This is a genomic window from Qipengyuania sp. NPDC077563 (assembly GCF_044901345.1).
In the GTDB taxonomy this organism is placed as follows: Bacteria; Pseudomonadota; Alphaproteobacteria; order Sphingomonadales; family Sphingomonadaceae; genus Qipengyuania; species Qipengyuania aestuarii.
On the sequence record NZ_JBJDPC010000001.1, the window covers coordinates 387760 to 404578 of the forward strand.

General features: G+C 64.4%; 18 protein-coding genes. 7 read left to right on the top strand and 11 right to left on the bottom strand.

Annotation, left to right across the window (positions count from 1 at the left end; genetic code table 11):
• The 3 genes from ACI2I1_RS01930 to ACI2I1_RS01940 all read left to right on the top strand — a co-directional run bounded on the left by ACI2I1_RS01930 (nt 1) and on the right by ACI2I1_RS01940 (nt 6184).
• Entirely contained in the window at nt 1–3423 is a 3423-nt protein-coding gene (locus ACI2I1_RS01930) for an AAA family ATPase (protein WP_404677688.1), read from the top strand.
• Between the two features lie 99 nt (nt 3424–3522).
• Entirely contained in the window at nt 3523–4884 is a 1362-nt protein-coding gene (locus tag ACI2I1_RS01935; protein ID WP_404677689.1) for a hypothetical protein, read from the top strand.
• Nucleotides 4885–5047: 163 nt separating this feature from the next.
• Nucleotides 5048–6184, top strand: coding sequence for an alpha/beta hydrolase (locus ACI2I1_RS01940; protein WP_404677690.1), 1137 nt, complete (start codon nt 5048–5050; stop codon nt 6182–6184).
• 104 nt (nt 6185–6288) lie between these two features.
• Here ACI2I1_RS01940 and ACI2I1_RS01945 read toward each other — a convergent pair whose 3' ends face one another.
• From ACI2I1_RS01945 to rpmF, 6 genes are all read right to left on the bottom strand, one after another.
• Nucleotides 6289–7089 (bottom strand): metallophosphoesterase family protein, encoded by an 801-nt coding sequence (locus ACI2I1_RS01945; protein ID WP_404677691.1) that lies wholly within the window; start codon nt 7087–7089, stop codon nt 6289–6291.
• Between the two features lie 13 nt (nt 7090–7102).
• Entirely contained in the window at nt 7103–7471 is a 369-nt protein-coding gene (locus ACI2I1_RS01950) for a MerR family transcriptional regulator (RefSeq protein ID WP_404677692.1), read from the bottom strand.
• Between the two features lie 22 nt (nt 7472–7493).
• Nucleotides 7494–7793: an integration host factor subunit alpha gene (locus ACI2I1_RS01955; protein ID WP_221542973.1), complete on the bottom strand. Its 300-nt coding sequence runs from the start codon at nt 7791–7793 to the stop codon at nt 7494–7496.
• A gap of 109 nt (nt 7794–7902) precedes the next feature.
• Nucleotides 7903–8868: a beta-ketoacyl-ACP synthase III gene (locus ACI2I1_RS01960; RefSeq protein ID WP_404677693.1), complete on the bottom strand. Its 966-nt coding sequence runs from the start codon at nt 8866–8868 to the stop codon at nt 7903–7905.
• Entirely contained in the window at nt 8865–9902 is a 1038-nt protein-coding gene (gene plsX / locus ACI2I1_RS01965) for a phosphate acyltransferase PlsX (RefSeq protein ID WP_221542971.1), read from the bottom strand. Before plsX ends, ACI2I1_RS01960 begins: the two co-directional genes overlap by 4 nt.
• Nucleotides 9903–9928: 26 nt before the next feature.
• The gene (gene rpmF / locus ACI2I1_RS01970) at nt 9929–10111 is read right to left on the bottom strand and encodes a 50S ribosomal protein L32 (protein WP_224811933.1); all 183 of its coding nucleotides are present in this window, start codon (nt 10109–10111) and stop codon (nt 9929–9931) included.
• A 249-nt stretch (nt 10112–10360) separates the two neighbouring features.
• Here rpmF and ACI2I1_RS01975 point away from each other — a divergent pair, with 249 nt between their 5' ends.
• On the top strand, nt 10361–10759 hold the full coding sequence (locus tag ACI2I1_RS01975; protein WP_221542969.1) for an MAPEG family protein: 399 nt from the start codon (nt 10361–10363) through the stop codon (nt 10757–10759).
• Here the strand turns inward: ACI2I1_RS01975 and ACI2I1_RS01980 are convergent.
• From ACI2I1_RS01980 to ACI2I1_RS01995, 4 genes are all read right to left on the bottom strand, one after another.
• On the bottom strand, nt 10756–11397 hold the full coding sequence (locus ACI2I1_RS01980; RefSeq protein WP_404678312.1) for an MBL fold metallo-hydrolase: 642 nt from the start codon (nt 11395–11397) through the stop codon (nt 10756–10758). The genes ACI2I1_RS01975 and ACI2I1_RS01980 overlap by 4 nt on opposite strands.
• Before the next feature lie 77 nt (nt 11398–11474).
• Nucleotides 11475–12254: a hypothetical protein gene (locus ACI2I1_RS01985; protein ID WP_404677694.1), complete on the bottom strand. Its 780-nt coding sequence runs from the start codon at nt 12252–12254 to the stop codon at nt 11475–11477.
• Nucleotides 12255–12278: 24 nt separating this feature from the next.
• Nucleotides 12279–12641 carry a hypothetical protein gene (locus ACI2I1_RS01990; protein WP_224811935.1) on the bottom strand — a complete coding sequence of 121 codons (363 nt, stop codon included), beginning with the start codon at nt 12639–12641 and terminating at the stop codon, nt 12279–12281.
• Between the two features lie 99 nt (nt 12642–12740).
• Nucleotides 12741–13394, bottom strand: coding sequence for a helix-turn-helix transcriptional regulator (locus ACI2I1_RS01995; RefSeq protein WP_404677695.1), 654 nt, complete (start codon nt 13392–13394; stop codon nt 12741–12743).
• A gap of 202 nt (nt 13395–13596) precedes the next feature.
• Here ACI2I1_RS01995 and ACI2I1_RS02000 point away from each other — a divergent pair, with 202 nt between their 5' ends.
• The gene (locus ACI2I1_RS02000) at nt 13597–13881 is read left to right on the top strand and encodes a hypothetical protein (protein WP_404677696.1); all 285 of its coding nucleotides are present in this window, start codon (nt 13597–13599) and stop codon (nt 13879–13881) included.
• The gene (locus tag ACI2I1_RS02005; RefSeq protein WP_404677697.1) at nt 13871–14230 is read left to right on the top strand and encodes a hypothetical protein; all 360 of its coding nucleotides are present in this window, start codon (nt 13871–13873) and stop codon (nt 14228–14230) included. The genes ACI2I1_RS02000 and ACI2I1_RS02005 overlap by 11 nt, the downstream gene beginning before the upstream one ends.
• Before the next feature lie 39 nt (nt 14231–14269).
• Here ACI2I1_RS02005 and ACI2I1_RS02010 read toward each other — a convergent pair whose 3' ends face one another.
• Nucleotides 14270–15208 carry a D-2-hydroxyacid dehydrogenase gene (locus tag ACI2I1_RS02010; protein ID WP_404677698.1) on the bottom strand — a complete coding sequence of 313 codons (939 nt, stop codon included), beginning with the start codon at nt 15206–15208 and terminating at the stop codon, nt 14270–14272.
• Between the two features lie 241 nt (nt 15209–15449).
• Between ACI2I1_RS02010 and ACI2I1_RS02015 the strand changes: the two genes are divergently transcribed.
• Nucleotides 15450–15920: a hypothetical protein gene (locus ACI2I1_RS02015; protein WP_404677699.1), complete on the top strand. Its 471-nt coding sequence runs from the start codon at nt 15450–15452 to the stop codon at nt 15918–15920.
• Nucleotides 15921–16819: the final 899 nt, after the last annotated feature.

Here is a 16819-nt window from a genome sequence, read left to right on the forward strand (position 1 = left end):
ATGCTCATCAAACAGCTCAGATTGAGCGGTTTCAAGAGCTTCGTCGAACCCTCCACCTTGCGCATCGAACCCGGGCTGACCGGCGTGGTCGGCCCGAACGGGTGCGGCAAATCCAACCTGCTCGAGGCAATCCGCTGGGTGATGGGCGAAAATTCGCCCAAATCCATGCGCTCGGGCGGGATGGAAGATGTCATCTTCGCGGGGACCGCGACCCGCCCTCCCCGCGACTTTGCCGAAGTCGTCCTCTCCGCCGAAACGGGCGACGCCGAAGAACTCGAAGTCATCCGCCGGATCGAACGCGGGGCCGGCAGCGCCTACCGCGTGAACGGCAAGGATGTTCGCGCCAAGGATGTGGCGCTCACCTTTGCCGATGCGGCCACCGGCGCGCATAGTCCCGCCCTCGTCAGCCAGGGCAAGATCGCCCAGGTCATCGCTGCCAAGCCGGTCGAACGCCGCATGATGCTGGAAGAAGCGGCCGGGATCGCGGGCCTCCACGTCCGGCGGCGCGATGCCGAAAGCAAGCTGCGCTCGACCGAGAAGAACCTCGAGCGGCTCGAGGATCTGATGGCGGGGATGGACAGCCAGATCGCCTCGCTCAGGCGGCAGGCCAAGCAGGCGGAGCGTTATCGCGCCCTTTCGGACGAGATAAAAACCGCCGAGGCGCGGCTCGTCTATGCCCGCTGGCGCGATGCGGCCGCAGCTGCGGAAGAGGCGAAAAAGGCCGCTGCGGATGCCGATGCGCGGGTCGCTGCGGCGCAGCAGGCGGCGGACGGAGCGCAGAAGGAACAGCGCGAAGCGGCGGAAAAGCTGGCACAGGCGCGCGAAGAGCAGGCCGACCGGCGCGACGATGCCAGCGCGCATGGCCACCGGATGGCCGCGCTGACCAGCCAGCTGGAAGCTGCCGAGCAGCGCCTTGCTGATCTCAATCGCCAGAAGACCCGGCTCGAGGAGGATCGCGGCGATGCCGACCGGCTGACCAAGGATGCGGCAGAAGCGCTGGCGCGGCTCGAAAAGGAGCTTGCCTCAAGCGAAAAGTCGCTCGCCGAGGACGAGGCGCAGCGCCCCAAACTGGTCGCGCAGGCCGAAGATGCCGAGCGGGCCAGCCGCACCGCCGAACTCGCGCTGGCCAAGGCGACAGCGGACAATGCCGGGGTCGAGGCGGAATGGCGCGTGGTCGAGGCGGAAGTGCAGCAGGCCAGCACGCGGCTCGACCGACTGAAGGCGGACCGCCAGCGGATTTCCCAGCAAAGAGAAGCACTTGCGGGCGAGGATCTGGGTGCCGCCGTGGATGCCGCGCGCCAAGCTGCGAGCGAGGCGGCAGCCGAAGTCGAGGCGAACCGCGCCGCGATCGAAACCATGCAAAGCAGCAAGGCCGAACTGCAGGCCCAGCGCGACGAGGCGGCCAGCGCCTATTCCGCCGCAAAGGCCGAATTATCGGGGGTTCAGCGCGAATATGATGCCCTCAAACGCGACCGCGACGCGCGCGAAAGAGCGGCGGCCAAGCGGTCCGGGCGAGAGCAGGCGATCGACGGGATACGCGCCGAAAAGGGCTATGAACGGGCGGTGGCGGCGGCGCTGGGGCGCGACGGCAAGGCGCTGCTCGGCCTGCCCGACGGAGAGAGCGAAGGCCGCTACTGGACCGGCGCGGATGTTCCGGAAAACGTCCCGAACACCCTTCTTGATCGGTTGGAAAAGTGCCCTAACGAACTGCGCGCCCGCCTGGCGCTTGTCCAGGTGGTGGACGAAGACAATGGCCGCGCGCTGAAGCCGGGCGAACATCTCGTCACCATGGATGGCCGCCTGCGCCGGTGGGACGGGCTGGTGGTGCGCGGCGAAGGCGCGGCCGAGGCTGCCCGGCTCGAAGCGGAGAACCGCTTCGCCGAACTCGATGCGCTGGTGCCCGAACTGCGCGCGGCGGTCGAACAGGCCGAGGCGCAGCAGGCCGAAGCTGCAGAAACGCTCTCCGCCCTGCAGCGCGACCTGGTCGCGGCCGATCGCGCCCTGTCCGCCGCCAGCGAAGCCGAACGCGGCGCACTGCGGGCGCTCGACCAGGCCGAAGCGGCGCGCGAGCGCAATGCCGCCCGGCTCGAGGAACTGGCCGAGACCGAGCGCCAGCAGGCCGATGTCGTGGCGCAGGCCCAGAGCGACCTTGCTGCCGCGGAGTCCAGGCGCGCCGCCCTGCCCGATCCGGCGGCGGGCCGCGCCGCGCTCGAAACCGCGCGGGCGAAGAACGATGCCGCGCGCACCACCATGCAGGCCCGCGCCGCCGAGCTGGCCGCGCATGACCAGTCGCTGGCTGTGGCCCGCGAACGCACCGCCGCCCAGCGCAGCGACATGGCCAATTGGCAGGCCCGCTCGGGCGAGGCCGCTCGCCGCCTGTCCGACATGGCCCGCCGCTTCGAGGAGATCGAGGAAGAACGCGCCATTTTTGCTGCCAAGCCCGAAGGGCTGATGAAGGAGATCGAGCAGGGCGACACCGTGCGCGAAAGGCTCGGCGCGCAGCTCGCCGAGGCGGAAACCGCGCTCGCCGCCGCGAACGAGGAGGCGCAGGCCGCCGATCAGGCCTTCACCAGCGCGAACGAGGCGCTGGCCAGCGCGCGCGAGAACCGCGCCGGCCTGTCCGCCCGCGCCGAAAGCCACGATGCCCGCCGCCAGGAAATGGCCCGCACTTCCGGCGAGCGCTTCCAGTCCCCGCCCCCGCTCCTGCCGGACAAGTTCAGTTTCGCCGAGGATAGCGTCAGATCGGCCGATGACGAGGGCGAGGAAATGGACCGCCTCACCGGCAGCCGCGAACGGATCGGCCCGGTCAATCTCGTCGCCGCCGAGGAGCTGGAGCGGATCGAGGCGGAGCATGGCACCAATGCCGCCGAACAGCAGGAGCTGCGCGAGGCGGTCGCCCGGCTGCGCGGATCGATCGGCAATCTCAACCGCGAGGGGCGCGAACGGCTGCGCGAGGCGTTCGAGCAGGTCAACGGCCACTTCATGCGGCTGTTCACCCGCCTCTTCGAAGGGGGCGAGGCGCATCTGGCGCTGATCGACAGCGACGATCCGCTGGAGGCGGGTCTGGAAATCTTCGCCCAGCCGCCGGGCAAACGGCTGCAATCGCTGACCCTGCTATCGGGCGGCGAACAGGCGCTGACCGCCACCGCGCTGATCTTCGCGCTGTTTCTGACCAACCCCGCCCCAATCTGCGTGCTGGACGAAGTCGACGCGCCGCTGGACGACGCCAATATCGACCGCTTCTGCGACCTGCTGGAAGCGATGGTGAAGGAAACCGACACCCGCTATCTGATCGTCACGCACAATGCCGTGACCATGAGCCGCATGCACCGCCTGTTCGGCGTGACGATGATCGAAAAAGGCGTCAGCCGCCTCGTCAGCGTGGACCTCGGCGGCGCCGAGGAACTGCTGGCGGCGGAGTAGGGTCCCCGCTTCAGGGTTACGGCGCGGAGCGAAAAGTCCTCAACCAATTCTTAGGTACTGATTTCTAATATGAACCCTTCACATGAGGGGTCGTGTACAATGCATTCGAAAATCTCGCTGATCGGTCTGGCGTTCGCTCTTGCTGCCTGCGGAGGCGGGGATGGTTCCGCTCCCGCACCGCCGACTGGCGGACCGCCCGCTCCCGCGCCGGCCCCTGCCCCGAGCCCCTCGCCCACACCAACCCCCACACCGTCGGTCGCCTTCTCGGCAGCGTCGGGAGCGCCGCTGATCGCCAGAGTGATCTGGGATACCAATCAAAGCGGGGCCTTCGGCGACCGCGTCAACAATGCCGACGATCTGGTCACCGCCACCAACCGGACGGGCGCGTTCGGACGCGATGCAACGGGAAGGCTCACTGCGGTGGAGCCGCTGGCGGAGCCGACCGCGGCGATCCAGGTGGGCGGTGTCAGCACCCAGACCGGCTTCGTTTATACGAGAGTGACCGCCCCGCGGGGAGCGACCGTCGTTTCGCCGGTTACCAGCCTGTTCGGGACCATCGACGACGATGGCGTTGCTGCCAATCTGGGGCTGGGAATGTCCGCGGCCGAGATTTCGACATTCGACGCCTTGGCGATGCTGGACAGCACCGATGCCGCCGTTGCCCAGCGCGCGCGAAATATCCTCGCGCTCAATCTGAAACTGCTGGCCCAGGCCGGTTTCGAGACGACCGAGACCGGCTCCACCACGCAGGCCATCATCGTCGGCCCGCACCTCGATGCCGTACGGGCGCAGGCGCAGGCCGCGCCGATCGATTTCAATTCGGCCACCTCGATCCTGTCCATCTTGCAAAGATCCTCACGCGCTGGACGGACCAGCGCCGCCGGCCGCCGTGCCGCCGCGGCCCTGCTTGCCACCTTTGGCAGCGCGGTCGACCAGCATCTGTCCAGCGGCGGACGGATCGCCGATGTGGAATATGCTCTCCGCATCAACATCGTGCCCTTGCTGAACAACATCTTCAACACGAGCGCGCCCACCGACAGCGATCTGGCGAAGGCGAATACGCAGACGGCCACCACGATCCGCGGCTGGTTCGACCAATACACCGAGATCGCCCTCATCCCCGCGGCCAGCGGCGATTTCGTAGCGGTGCCCGACCGCGTCTCGATGATCGGGCTCCGCTTCCAGACCTTCCCTGCCGCCTGTTCCAATCCGGCATCCTTCGTGTGCAACGATGTGACGCTGAGCGCCGCCGGACCGCTCAATGCCCAGCAGGCGGCCATCACCGCCGTGCGCGTTCCGCCGCAGTACCAGAGCGCGATCAACGCGGAGCTTCTGGTCACGGGGGAGGTCAGGGTCACCCTGCTTCAGACCATCGAGCGGATCGTCTGGATCGAGTACGATGCCCGCGATGCGAAGGGCAACACCAGTACCTCGCGCGCCTATATCGAGGTCGGTCAGTAAGAGGCAGAACCGGCCATGGGCGCGGAGTGCGGGAGGCTGACGGATAGGGTCGGCCTTCCCTCCTCCCCGCCCGCCGATGGCGATGCTCGTTTGGCGCACCGGCGGAGGTCTGCGTTCCATCCCGAGCCTTGGCGCGATGCCAATAGTGTGCAAGTCATCGTGCATGAAGTTCTCCCCGCAAATCATCGCCTTGAGCGCCGCTGTGCTGTGCGGCGCGACCCATGCCCCGGCCGGAGCGCAGGACGCGGCTGGCCACGCGGTCCTCGCCGATCCGGAAGGGGTGCCGATCGTGATCGGGTCTGCCCATGAGATCGCGTCCAGCGTGTACGGCGAGACCAGGCTGATCAGCGTGCGGTTGCCTCGCGGTTACGCGGAAAACCCGGGCCGGCATTATCCTGTCGTCTTCTCTGTCGATGGCGGGCCCGATCAGGATTTCGAACTGCTTTCCGGCATCGCTGCGGAGGCCGAATTCTCCACCAGTTTCGAGCCCTTCATCCTCATCGGTGTTCGCACGGACAATCGTTATGCCGAGCTCACGCCGCCGCTCGAACGGATGAACCCGCAGGCGCTCGCCGAAGTCTTCGGGGAGCGGATGCAGCCCGATGGCGCGCCCAAGTTTCGCGAGTTTCTGGCGAGAGACGTGATCCCTTGGGCGACCGCCCGCTACAGAACGGACCGAAAGGTGCTGACGGCGGCCTCGCTCGGCGGCTTGTTCGTGGTGGACACGTTGCTCGAGCGGCCCGCAATGTTCGACGACTATATCGCGCTTACGCCCAGCGTCTGGTGGGACGAGGGGCGCGTGGTGGACAAGGCGGCAACGAAGCTGGCTGCCCAGCCCGCTTCGGATCGCAGGATCTACATCACCATGGGCGACGAGGGAGTGGGTAACCGGTCGGGTGAATGGCTGGAAACGCTTGTGTCAGCGTTCAGCAGCAGCGCGCCAGAAGGGATGAAATGGGCGTTCGTCGATCGTTCGGGTAGTGAAGAGCATCGCACGATGGCGCTCACGGGCTGGCTCGATGCGTTTCGGACGCTTTACCTGACACCGGCGCGCACGGGCAGTCCGATCCCGTTCCTGTACCACGGAGGCACGCCACCGGCCTACACCCCGGCTGCGCGGGCCAATCTGGATGCGGGAAAGTGCCGCCCGGAGATTGCGAGGCCGACAGACTGGGTCGAAAAGAACGCCGCGCCGGGCGCCTATTACGGCTGGTGCCTGCTGATGAAGCCCGGCGCTTCGCTGACTGCGGGCAATTTCGGACCCGGCGATTTCGGCATGCCGGACAAGAAAGGCGAGTGATATTGCGGCAAGCCGCGGGGTTGGCTCCTGCCTCGGCCTTGCCGCTGGATGGGCGGATTTAAAGCTTTGCAACATTATCGGCCTTCGCCTTGGGGAAAGCCGCTTTACATCGTTCCCGTGCGCAGTGCCTTGGCCCAGTCGGCGCGTTGGACAGCCTCGGCGTCGCGGGCGGCCTGTTCCCAGTCGTAGGCGACCAGATGAAAGCTTGCCTGCCAGGTGCCGCCATCATCGCTGACGGTGGCGTAGCGCGCAAAGGGCGAGCCGTTTTCTATGGCGTGGGGAAACGGATTATCGTCCTCATAGGCAGGAAGGCCGACGCTGCCCGGGTTCACGACAAGCCGCCCATCGCGCAGCATTACGGCGCGCGGAACGTGGGTGTGGCCGCACAGGACGAGGCGCGCCGTGGTTTGGCCTGCCCGCTCCTCCACCTCGGGCAGCGAAGCGGGTCGCACGCCGGCCTCGGTCACCGTTTCGAGAAAATAGACCAGATCGCTTGAAGGCGTGCCGTGCACCATGAGCACGTCTTCGCTCAATTGCAGGGTCGGCGGGAGAGCTGCCAGCCAGGCAAGCTGGTCGTCGCGCAGCGTGTCGCGCGCTCTCCTGTCCGACGGCCCCATGCTGCCGAGATTGTCCGCCAGAACCTGCCGCTCATGATTGCCGCGGATCGTGGGTAGGTCCAGCGCCATCAGCCGGTCTGCGGTTTCTCGCGGCCAGAGCGCCCCGGAACAGATATCTCCCAGATTGACCATCTGGTCCACACCACGTGCGGCTGCGTCGCTCAGCACCGCATCGAGAGCGGCGATGTTACCGTGGATATCGGAGAGAACAGCGATCTTCATGGCCGAGCCATCATGCCCGCCGTGCCCTTTGCTGTCGAGCGGGAAGCGTTTCGCCGCCCCGGCCACGGCAGGTCGGCTCTCAGGCCATCATCGCGGCTTTCAGCTCGTTGCGGATGGCCTTGAGGCGGATGAGCAGGTCGGATTTGTTCAGCGTGTCGGTGGGCGGCGCTACGGCGGCAGGTGCGGCCTCGTCGGCAGGCTCGTTTAGCGCGGATTTCGCGCCCTTGAGCGTATAGCCGCGCGCATTGACCAGATCGTCGATCCGTTCGACCAGCGCCACGTCTTCCGGGCGATAATAACGGCGGCCACCGCTGCGCTTGAGCGGTTTCAGCTGGGGGAATTGCTGTTCCCAATAGCGCAGCACATGAGTCTTGATACCGGTAGCGGTGGCGACTTCGCCAATGGTGCGCAGCGCGCCCGCTTCCTTGTGATCGTCAAATTCGGCCATGCGCCACCCTTAGGCCACGAGGTCAGCCGTGCGCAATCCGCTCTTTGAGCAGCTGGCTGGCGCGGAAGGTCATCACGCGGCGGGGCGTGATCGGCACTTCGACGCCGGTCTTGGGATTGCGACCGACACGTTCTTTCTTGTCGCGCAGCACGAAGCTGCCGAAGCCGGAAATCTTTACGTTTTCGCCGCTGGCCAGCGCATCGCACATCTTCGCGAGAATTTCTTCCACAAGATCCAGCGATTCAGCTCTGCTCAAACCCATCTTGCGATTGATGGTTTCAGCCAGATCGGCGCGCGTGAGCGTTCCAACGGAGCGCATCATATCCATGTTGTTCCTTCCCCAGAAGCGACCCTGGGTTCGATCAATGGAAGCAACATACTGTATTCAGCCAATTCCGGCAATGGATGAGGCAGTTTTATTTTGGCGAATACTATAGGCGTGCCAAAGAGGCACCCCAGGTAAATCCGCCGCCCATGGCTTCGAACATCACCAGATCGCCCGGTTTTATGCGGCCATCCTTGCGAGCGACATCGAAAGCGAGCGGCACTGAAGCGGCCGAAGTATTCGCGTGCTGGTCGACAGTCACCACGACCTTCTCTGCAGGCAGTCCAAGCTTGCGTGCCGTAGCGTCGAGGATGCGGGCGTTGGCCTGGTGAGGAACGACCCAGTCGATATCGGCAGCAGTGATCGCGGCGTCTTCCAGCACTTCGTTCAGCACCTGCGCGAGGTTGACCACGGCGTGACGGAAAACCTCGCGGCCCTTCATGCGCAGCTTGCCGACTTCGCCGGTGGTCGAAGGCCCGCCATCGACATAAAGCAGATCCTTATGCTCGCCATCGGCATGCAGTTTCGTGGCGAGGATGCCGGGACCGTCCGATTCGACTTCGCGCGACTCGAGCACGACCGCGCCCGCACCATCGCCGAACAGCACGCAGGTTGTGCGGTCTTCCCAGTCGAGAATGCGGCTAAAGGTTTCGGCGCCGATCACCAGCGCCTTTTTCGCCATGCCGGTGCGCAGCAGCGATTCCGCCGTGCCCAGCGCATAGAGAAAGCCCGAGCAGACCGCCTGGACATCGAACGCCACGCCGCCGCGGCACCCCAGCGTACGCTGGACCTGCGTGGCGGTGGCGGGAAAGGTATGGTCGGGCGTGGCGGTGGCGAGCACGATCAGGCCGATCTCGCTCGCATCGACGCCCGCATCGTCCAGCGCCTTGCGCGCGGCCTCGGTCGCCAGGGTGGAGGTGGTTTCGCCCTCGCCCGCGATATAGCGCTGGCGAATGCCGGTGCGTTCGACGATCCATTCATCGCTCGTATCGACGCGCGCTTCGAGATCGGCATTGGTCACGCAATTCTGCGGCAGCGCGCTGCCGCTACCGGTAATCACCGCACGAATCATTTGGCCCCCAGGCTTTCGGTGTCGATGGCACCGAGATCCTTCGCGATGCGGTTGGTGATATCGTCTTCCAGCAGCCGCGCGGCGACTTCCACCGCATTGGCCACGCCCTTGGCATTGGCGCTGCCATGGCTCTTCACGACTACGCCGTTGAGGCCGAGGAAGACCGCGCCATTGTGGTTGTTGGGATCGAGATGGTGCTTCAGCAGCTCGGTCGCCGGGCGCGACACGAGGAAGCCGACCTTCGAACGGAAGGACGAGGAAAAGGCGCTGCGCAGGAGATCGGTGACGAAGCGGGCCGCCCCCTCGATCGCCTTTAGCGCGATATTGCCGGAAAAACCGTCACACACGACCACATCGCATTCGCCGCGATTGATCTTGTCGGCTTCGACATAGCCTTCGAAGTCCATCGCCAGTCCGGCCGCGGTGCGCAGGCGATCGGCGGCGGCCTGGATATCCTCGGTGCCCTTGGTTTCTTCGGTGCCGATGTTCAGCAGGCGCACGCGCGGGCGTTCCCGGCCGGTCACGATGCGCGAGTAGGCCGCGCCCATGATGGCGAACTGCACCAGATTGCGCGCATCGCATTCGCGATTGGCGCCCAGATCGAGCATGATGACGTCATTGTCGCCGAGCGTGGGCAGCAGGGCGGCGAGCGCAGGCCGGTCGAGACCGGGCATCGTACGCAGCGCAAGCTTGCTCATCGCCATCAGCGCGCCGGTATTGCCGGCGGACACGGCAGCCCCCGCCTCGCCGCGCTTCACGGCGTCGACGGCGAGACCCATGCTGGTGGTCTTGGCGCGACGAAGGGCTCGCGATGGTTTTTCATCGCCCGCGACGACATCCTCGCAATGGAGAATCTCGCTCGCTTCGGACATGCCGGGATGATTGGCCAGCGCAGCCCTGATCTTCGTCTCGTCACCGACCAGCAGGAACTTGAATCGGTCGTGGCGCCGACGCGCAAGCGCGGCACCCTCGACCATTACGCGAACCCCTTCGTCCCCGCCCATCGCATCAACGGCGATACGCGGTAAACTCATGACGTTCTCCGGTTCAAGCTAAGGTCTTAAAGGCCCTCGGGAGCGAGAACTTCGCGCCCGTTATAATAGCCGCAGTGCGGACACAGATTATGCGGGCGCTTGAGTTCGCCGCAGTTCGAGCATTCGTGATGTGCTTCTACGGAAAGCGAATCATGCGAACGACGGTTGCCGCGACGGTGGGGCGATACTTTTCTCTTGGGGACGGCCATCTCGGCACCTGTTCCTCAAACAATTTCAGTCAATTTCGGTGGCCGCCCTAGGGGACAGGCGACCATCGCACAAGAGGCGCGATGAATGCATTGTCCCGACCGTGACGGTGAAGGCGCGCGCTATAGCGAATTTTCCGAAGGATGCAAGCGAAGGGGAGGATTATCGCCTGATCGCCTGCTGGCAATTGCTGCCGCGCGGGTCGCAGGCTAGCGCTTCCCCTTCCGGATTACCAGTGGAGCATCATCTGTATGGATATCGTCCTGCCCGTCACCCTGACCGCCGCTGCGGCAGCCGCCGTGCTCAATCTGTGGCTGTCGATCCGAGTCGGCCAGATGCGCATCAGGCACAATGTCTCGATCGGGGATGACGGCGGCGGCCCGCTCACCGCGCGGATGCGGGCGCAGCTCAACTTTGTGGAGAACACCGGCTTCGTTCTGGTGCTGGTGGCCGCCATCGAACTGTCGGGCCGCGGCGCGCCATGGCTCGCCTGGGTGGTCGCAGCCTATATGCTGGGCCGCGTGGCGCATGGCCTGGGGATGGACGGCGGCGCGCTGGCCAAGGGGCGCACGATCGGCGTCATCGTCACCATGCTGGTGCAGGCGGGTCTTGCCATCGCCGCCGTGCTGATCGCCATGGGAGTGCTCTAACCCAGCACCGAATCGCTCACGAAGGCATTGGTCTTGCGTTCTTGCCCGAAGGTACTGGTGGGACCATGGCCGGGGATGAAGGTGACATCGTCGCCCAGTGGCCACAGCTTCTGGGTGATGGCGTCGATCAGATCCTGATGGTTGCCCATGGGAAAATCGGTGCGGCCGATGCTGCCCTGGAACAGCACGTCTCCGACTACGGCGAACTTGCTGGGCCGGTGGAAGAACACGACGTGACCCGGCGTGTGGCCCGGGCAATGGATGACCTCCAGCGTCAGATCGCCGACCGTCACCGTGTCGCCATCCTCCAGCCAGCGATCGGGCTCGAAAACCTGGCTGTTCATGCCGTAGCGCGCGCCGTCTTCGTCGAGCCGGCTGATCCAGAAACGGTCCGCTTCGTGCGGGCCTTCGATCGGCAGACCAAGCTCTTTCGCCAGCACCCCGGCTTCGCCGCAATGGTCCATGTGGCCGTGGGTGATGAGGATCTTCTCCAGCTCCACGCCGGAATTCGCCACCGCCGTCTTGAGCTTGTCGAGATCGCCGCCTGGATCGATCAGCGCGCCCTTGTTGGTGGCAGTGCACCAGATGAGCGAGCAATTCTGCTGGAGCGGCGTCACCGGCACGATACCGGCTTTCATCGGGGGCGTGGAAGCTGTCTGGGTCATGCCACCATAGGTGGAGGCGGCTGGCCGCAATGGCAAGCCGTGACCACCGGCTAGACCCAGTTCGCCTCGATGAGGCTCGCGACGCGAAAGGCCTTCCCCGCGATTTCCGGGTCCGCGGTCTCCGAGAGGCCAAGCGCGGCCATGCGATCATGCAGGCGCGGCGAAACGTAATAGTCCCATACCTCGATGTTCTTCTGGTCGGGCCACAAAGCGCTTATCGATATGCTGGCCTCGCCCGGTCTCTGGCATTCGCACCAATCGTAATGGAAGCGCGCGGCAAGCACCTCGTCCGGGGCGTGATCGATCTGTTCGACGAGCTTGGCGACGGGCCAGCCGCCAGCAGCGAACATGCACATCGCCTCGTCCAACGGCTGCGGTGAGATATTGAAGGGTCGGCTGCGTTCCAGCTGAAGCCTGAGGTAGAGCCGCTGGAAGCGGTCTAGCACGTCCCATTCCTCACCCGTCCAGTTTTCCGGATTGCCCGTCTCGAAGCGCTGCAGGGCGACTTCCGGGCCGACGCTGGCAACGTCGCAATGACAGGCGAGAATTTCGAGAACCCGGGGCAAGAGATATGCCCAGGTCGACTTAGCGATTTCCGGCAGCCGGTGGGCCGCGAAATACCAGTCCTGCACGTAGTCGAGCGGAAGATCGGCGATATCGGGATTGAAGAAATCGGCTTCGATCGCGCCATCCATACAGCAAGTTTGGCACACTTCGGTGCTGTCGGGCTTCGCGCGGCTAAAGATGCGATAGGCGTCGCCGATAATGTCGAAGAACGGATTGTCCTCTTCAACCTTGGCGAGAACCTGACGGGGCGCATCGATAGTCACGACACGCCCCTTATCGGGAAAAGGTTAACGCGTCTGGAAATCCACGACCCGGCCGTCGGAACGGAAGACGCAGGTGAATTCGTCGCGGTTGTAGTCGCGCGTTTCGATGCGGCCCTGGACGTAGACGTAATCGCGTTCCTGCTGGTTCACGCTTTCGATGCGGACCCGGCCATAGCGTGAGGCTTCGCGGCCGCAAGCGTCCACTGCCGCGCGCTCGAAATCGCCGCGTGCATTGTAACCGTAATCGCTACCGCCGCCGAGGATGGCTCCGAGAATGCCGCCACCAAGGCCGCCGCCGTCTTGGCCATAGCCTCCCTGTCCGTAAGAGGCGCAGCCGCCGAGCAGGATGGTGCCGGCAAGCGCGGCGGGAATAAGTGTCTTTTTCATCGCTTCTCTCCAACAAATGCCCGGCGATCCACCAACCCGCGGGGTTGGGAACGGTACGGGCGAGGCAAGCGATTGTTCCGCCGCGCTTATTCGGGCCCGTCAGATCCGGCCCCCCTTCCACACCACGCGCCCGATCACCTCCACCTCCTCGCGGGCGAGGTCGATCGGGGCATAGGCCTCATTGGCGCTGATCAGCGCGATGCGGCCCGGGGCGCTGGCCTGGACCTGCTTGACGTGGAGAGTGTCGCCGATCCGGACGACGTGGATTCCCTCGCCGCTGCGCTTGTTGCGGTCGACGAAGATCTCGTCGCCGCTCCGCAGGGTGGGTTCCATGCTGTCGCCTTCGACCCGGATGGCGGAGAGATCGGCTCCTTCGAGGCCCATTTCGCGCAGCCAGCGGCGCGAGAAGCGGAAGGCGTCGAAGGAAATTTCCTCCGCCGAAAACGCTCCCGGCCCGGCCGAGGCATCGAGCGCGAGGCGGGGCACGGCGATGAAGTCCACCGCCTGCAAATCCCGCGTATTTCCAGCGCGTTGCAGGTCCGGATCGGCCCCCAGCTCGACCTCGTCCACCCCGAAGAATTCGGCCAGTTTCCGCCGGTCGGCTTCCTCCAGTTTGCGCGGACTTCCCTTGCGCACGAACTGCTGGAGATAGCTGGGATTGCGGCCCAGCATGGCCGACAGCGAGGCCAGGCTGGTACGGCTTTTCTCGGTCAGTTCAACCAGCCGCGCCCGGTCCGAAGTCATCTCTGCCATCGCCATTTCCTTTCCTGCCCACTGTTCCGGATTTGCGCCCGAACACCCTCTTGATCGGCCGCAATCGGGCCGGACACCGAGGCTCTACAAGAAAATTCCTATACCATAGGATTTTTCCTAGACAAGTAGGATTTCGGCTGGAACGAATAGAGAACAAAGCGAGCGATTCGCCCCATTCGTCATTCAGAGGAGCCCCGCGATCATGCTGATCCGCCACATCGAGAAATTCCTCCGCCAGCACACCATGCCGGCGACCAAGTTCGGCCGCCTGGCCGCGCATGATCCGCGCTTCGTGCTGGACCTGCGCAATGGCCGCGAGCCGCGCGGCGTCACCGAGGCGCATATCCGCAGCTTCATGTCCGGCTTCGACGCCGCCGTCATGGAAGCCGCCCTCGCCGCCGCCGAGCTCGCGGAAGCCGAAGCCGCCAAGGCCGCAGCCGCAAGCAACAACGCCGCCAGCAAGAAGGAAACCGACCGTGTCCAGTGAAGCCCGCACCCCCGCCCCGCCCCGCACCAGTACTCGCCGGTCCGCCACCGATCATCTGCGCCGGGCGCTGATGGATCTGTGCGACCACCGCGGGCAGGTGCTCGCCCATACCGAGAAGGCCTGGGCCAGCATCACCTTCGCCGGCACCCGCCACCGGCTGGCGCTGCTGTTCGCGGGCGCCGAGGCAGTGGCCGCGGCCGAGCGTTTCATCGCCTGCCTGCCCGACCACGAATTCGCCATTCCCGGCCAGCTGGTCGCCGATGCGGGGATCGCGGAGGTCGATCACCGGCTGATGCCCGCCGAACGCATGGTCGTGCAATGCGACCTGCTGCTGCTGGAGGAGGGGTGAGCCCCGCGCGCCCCCGCCCGCGAGGCCCGGCGGGCGCGGTCAGTAGCCCGCCGACAGATCCATCTGCGGTTCGACCGGCTCGCCCCTGTGCCAGCGATCGAGGTTTTCGATGAAGCGGTCCGCGCTGCGCATGAACATTTTGGTCTGCGCGCGGCCGGACAAATGCATGGTGACCTGCGCGTTATCAAGGCCCCACAGCGGGTGATCTTCGGGCAGCGGTTCGGGATCGGTCACATCGAGCAGCGCGGCCTCGATCGTCTTCGCCTCCAGCGCGGCGACCAGATCGTCCTGCTTCACCACGTCGCCGCGCGCGATGTTCACCAGCACGGCATTGGGGCGCATGGCGGCCAGTTCCATCTCGCCGATCATGTGGCGGGTTTCCCCGGTGGAGGGCACTGCGAGGATGACCCAGTCGAACTCGCCCAGCTTCTCGCGCCACTGCCCGGGGCGCAGCGCGCCCTCCCCGCCCGACCGGCGCACGGGGATCACCTTCATGTCGAAGGCCTCGAGCCGGGTCTTGATCAGGCTGCCGATCGCGCCGAGGCCCAGCAACAGCACCCGCTCGCCCGCCAGCTCGCGCTTGCCCGGGCTGTCGGTCAGCCACTCGCGCCGGTCCTGCGCGCGCACCACCTCGCGGTATCCCTTGGCATGGGCGAGCATCAGCATGACGACATATTCGGCAATGGTGATGGCGTTGATCCCCACCCCGTTGGTGACGGTGACGCCGCGTTCCTCCAGCAGGCCAAGCGGCATGAAATCGAGCCCCGCATAGATCGAATTGAGCCACTTGAGATTGGTCGCCGCCTGCGCGATTTCGGCCATGGGTGCGGTTTCGTTGAGATCGAACCAGCCGATCTCGGCCTCGGGCGCAAGCTTCAGCGCCTCGTCCTTGCTGGCGAACCACAGCGGCTCCACCCATTCAGGCAGACGCGGCTCCACCAGCGGACGGATCATGGCGGACATCACGGCTTTGGTCATGCGGGGCACCCTCTTTCCCATTGTGTGATGCCGCTAGACGGGAAGCGGGCGCGCGGATCAAGTGCGGGGTGGGGATTGGGGGGTGGTGAGGTGGGTTGAGGGTGGCGTGGGAAAGAGGGTTACGCGCTGGTGTTCGCGCCTAACGGCTGCTTTCGGCGCTGTGCGAGAAGAGGCCTAATGTCTGATTTTGGGTGGTTAGCAGTCATTTGGCTTTCGCTGAAGATAGTCTTAGATCAACCGGATGACGGCGCGCGCTCTCCTCTTCGTCCCTGTTCTCCTGCTAACGGCTTGCGCGGCCCATAGACCCTACGATGAGTTCGGAATTTGCCTTACAGACACCGAGGACTTGACGGCTTTGAAGTCAGTCGTAACCCAAGTGGCGGCGCGCTATGGTTCCACGACGGACGATTACTCTAAGTCGGCCAGCAGAGATTTGGAGGCGCTCGATAGCCCCATCGCGAAAGAGCATCTATTCGCGCTCGTGGTCGAAGATACTAGATGGCGGTCGGAAAGCGGACCAGTTATGATCAACAACATCGGGGCCGCGTCCGCGAAGTCTGTTGGAGTTTCGATGTTCCGAAACAACGATCTGCTCGGGTCCGACAGCGACACGGGAAATCTCCGTCGTGACCTGTTCTCAGCTGCATCCAGTCGCTGGAAAATAGTCGACGCGCCAAGCCCCGACGGCACCTACCACGAGTGCGTCGAATAGCCGCAAGTCAATGTCCGCAATAGGGTCGTTAGCGGACTGGCAGCTTTTGGACATCTTTTTCGCTAGCGCCTCACTCGGCGCGCACCAAAATGCAATGGACTCAGTGCCTTGTCAGATGTTGTGCAACTGTCACTTGCTTTATGAAATTGTTGTGGATTCTGATTTTCGACTAATCCATTGTTTTATAAAACGAATTAGCTGTGAACGGCAGCTTTTCAGTCCTACGGCAGTTTTTGGCCAAAAATCAATTTCAGCGGAATGACTTAAATTGGGTGGGAAGCGGACGCTTTGTGCAAGAGTGAAACTCGCCGAGACCCTCTAATTCCATTCCTTTGGCGGATTGGTTGCAGCTAAGCGAGCAAGAGCCTCGACCTCCAGCTGATCGTGCCAAATCCGCAGTGGTCCAGAAAAAGCGCCCACGTCCTCTAAGAACTCACTGTGCAATTTACATAGGTCCGAAAAGGTAGCTACGGCAGGCGTCGGCTTGCCTGACGACAAGAGCACGGCGAGTTCGGAATCCTTGCTGTAAAAGTATCCCACTCCTTCGGGCCGGCACATAATCAGTAACGCACCCTCGGCCATTAGATCAGCGTCGGTCTCCACTCGCCTCGTCAAATCCTGCCCTAGACAGATGAGAGTATGATCCTTTCTCCGGAGGATTTCCTCGATTGGTCTCGAATGAGAAACCCCAACTCCAACTGTGTGAGTAAGCTCTATCGCACAAAGCTCCCTGAGAAGCTCAGTCGAAAGTAGGTGCCATAACGATGCTCCGCTGTTCATCTCCGCTCCATTGCTGGTCAGCGCCTGAGTCCGCAATAGGGTCGTTAGCCGATCATCCGCTTCGCCCAGTTCCCTGCCAGAACCGGACTCAGCATGGTTATGGCATTGGGTACTGGCGC

What these genes read in the sequence shown, in the direction of transcription:
- ACI2I1_RS01930 (WP_404677688.1), top strand. Translation starts at nt 1, where the DNA reads ATGCTCATCAAACAGCTCAGATTGAGCGGTTTCAAGAGCTTCGTCGAA.
- ACI2I1_RS01935 (WP_404677689.1), top strand. Translation starts at nt 3,523, where the DNA reads ATGCATTCGAAAATCTCGCTGATCGGTCTGGCGTTCGCTCTTGCTGCC.
- ACI2I1_RS01940 (WP_404677690.1), top strand. Translation starts at nt 5,048, where the DNA reads ATGAAGTTCTCCCCGCAAATCATCGCCTTGAGCGCCGCTGTGCTGTGC.
- ACI2I1_RS01950 (WP_404677692.1), bottom strand. Translation starts at nt 7,471, where the DNA reads ATGGCCGAATTTGACGATCACAAGGAAGCGGGCGCGCTGCGCACCATT.
- ACI2I1_RS01955 (WP_221542973.1), bottom strand. Translation starts at nt 7,793, where the DNA reads ATGATGCGCTCCGTTGGAACGCTCACGCGCGCCGATCTGGCTGAAACC.
- ACI2I1_RS01960 (WP_404677693.1), bottom strand. Translation starts at nt 8,868, where the DNA reads ATGATTCGTGCGGTGATTACCGGTAGCGGCAGCGCGCTGCCGCAGAAT.
- plsX (WP_221542971.1), bottom strand. Translation starts at nt 9,902, where the DNA reads ATGAGTTTACCGCGTATCGCCGTTGATGCGATGGGCGGGGACGAAGGG.
- rpmF (WP_224811933.1), bottom strand. Translation starts at nt 10,111, where the DNA reads ATGGCCGTCCCCAAGAGAAAAGTATCGCCCCACCGTCGCGGCAACCGT.
- ACI2I1_RS01975 (WP_221542969.1), top strand. Translation starts at nt 10,361, where the DNA reads ATGGATATCGTCCTGCCCGTCACCCTGACCGCCGCTGCGGCAGCCGCC.
- ACI2I1_RS01980 (WP_404678312.1), bottom strand. Translation starts at nt 11,397, where the DNA reads ATGAAAGCCGGTATCGTGCCGGTGACGCCGCTCCAGCAGAATTGCTCG.
- ACI2I1_RS01990 (WP_224811935.1), bottom strand. Translation starts at nt 12,641, where the DNA reads ATGAAAAAGACACTTATTCCCGCCGCGCTTGCCGGCACCATCCTGCTC.
- ACI2I1_RS01995 (WP_404677695.1), bottom strand. Translation starts at nt 13,394, where the DNA reads ATGGCAGAGATGACTTCGGACCGGGCGCGGCTGGTTGAACTGACCGAG.
- ACI2I1_RS02000 (WP_404677696.1), top strand. Translation starts at nt 13,597, where the DNA reads ATGCTGATCCGCCACATCGAGAAATTCCTCCGCCAGCACACCATGCCG.
- ACI2I1_RS02010 (WP_404677698.1), bottom strand. Translation starts at nt 15,208, where the DNA reads ATGACCAAAGCCGTGATGTCCGCCATGATCCGTCCGCTGGTGGAGCCG.
- ACI2I1_RS02015 (WP_404677699.1), top strand. Translation starts at nt 15,450, where the DNA reads ATGACGGCGCGCGCTCTCCTCTTCGTCCCTGTTCTCCTGCTAACGGCT.